Raw genomic sequence first — 1,548 nt, forward strand, 5'->3', positions numbered from 1 at the left:
ATCGGTGTTTAGTGAACTATGGGAAATAAAGTAAGAAAACTGGAAGAAACGGTGTTTACAATCTATTCCTGCATATGATATATTTTTATGAAGGAACAATCGTGTTACAGGGTGTGTTGACCTCATTCCAAAAGAATGGGGGTGATGCCTGTGAAAAATCATTTTGATTTTAAGGATTTAATGACCTTTGGTCTTTTCCTTCTGGCGTTGCTTACATTCGTTTTTACGTTTTGTAAGTAGTTTTACATAGCAAAAACCACCCTGATACTTTGGTCGGTGTTCGGGTGGCTTTGCTGCTTTTATATCGGTCAATCCCTTGTGGGCGATTGTTCCTTTTGATGTCTTTACTATAGCACACAAAGTAATTGATTGCAAGGGTTTTGTTCTGGTATGATTGTGCCGGAGGTGGTTACAGTTATGGACATTCGAGAACAGATCATACAGAAAGTTATGGAATCTCTGGAAGGACGGGTGGAGCCGGAAACCATGGACCTTGTGCAGGATGTGCTGGTTCTGGAACTGAACCGGTATGAGGTACAGGAACGGTGTACGGATGTGTCGGTGCCTGATCACAGTGCGGAACGGATGCTGAAAAAGTTCCTTGCCACAAAGCGGATTGAAGGGACTGCGGAGTCCACCCTGAACCGGTATGCGGATGAAAACCGGAAACTGATACAGTTCCTTGCAAAGCCCCTGTACGAGGTGACAGCCTATGATATCCGGTTTTATCTGTCATACCGCAGGGAGAAATCCGAAGTGAAGCTGAGCAACCGGACACTGGACGGAATCCGCAGGTGTTATTCCAGTTTTTTCGGATGGCTGTCAGCGGAAGGCCTGATCGGCCGGAATCCCTGTGCGGCCATTAAGCAGATAAAATACCGGAAGAAGGTAAAGAAACCCTATTCCGCTGCGGAAATGGAAAGGCTGCGGAGGGCCTGTGAGAATATCCGGGACCTGGCATTACTGGATTTCCTGTACTGTACGGGGTGCAGGGTATCGGAAGTGGCCAGGCTGAATACAGATGATATTGATTTTGAACGGATGGAATGCACGGTACTGGGAAAGGGGAATAAGGAGCGTACGGTATACCTTTCAGAAGTGGCGGCCATGCACCTGAAGGACTATCTTACTTCCAGAACCGATACCGGAGAAGCGCTGTTTGCGGGAAAAGGGACAGAGCGGCTGGGAAAGAACGGGATAGAGGTAATCCTGAAACGGATCGGAGGAAAAGCGGGGGTGGCCAACGTACATCCGCACCGGTACCGCAGGACACTGGCTACCAACCTTCTGGACCGTGGGATGAACATACAGGATGTGGCGGCGATACTGGGACATGCGGATCTGAAAACCACGCAGGTATACTGTTACATATCCCAGAAGAATGTAAAGACAGCATACAGTAAGTATGCGGTATAGAGGATAAACATATCATATGAGGGTGGGAATACTCCGGTTTCAGCGCCGGAGTTTTTGTTGTACCCAAAAATATCGGAGAGGAAGAGAAAAGAGAGAATCAGAGAGAAAAGCAGAAATCTGCTAAACACCGAT

The 1,548-nt window shown here is 47.4% G+C and carries 1 protein-coding gene; it reads left to right on the plus strand.

Annotated elements, in window-relative coordinates:
- The first annotated feature begins 417 nt into the window (after nucleotides 1-417).
- Nucleotides 418-1,416, plus strand: a complete 999-nt coding sequence (gene xerA, locus C805_RS08845; protein WP_016213474.1) for a site-specific tyrosine recombinase/integron integrase — start codon at nucleotides 418-420, stop codon at nucleotides 1,414-1,416.
- Nucleotides 1,417-1,548 lie beyond the last annotated feature (132 nt).

This window comes from Eubacterium sp. 14-2 (assembly GCF_000403845.2).
GTDB lineage: Bacteria > Bacillota > Clostridia > Lachnospirales > Lachnospiraceae > Petralouisia.

Excerpts from the sequence above, each read along its gene's own strand:
- xerA (WP_016213474.1), top strand. The coding sequence starts at position 418 with ATGGACATTCGAGAACAGATCATACAGAAAGTTATGGAATCTCTGGAA.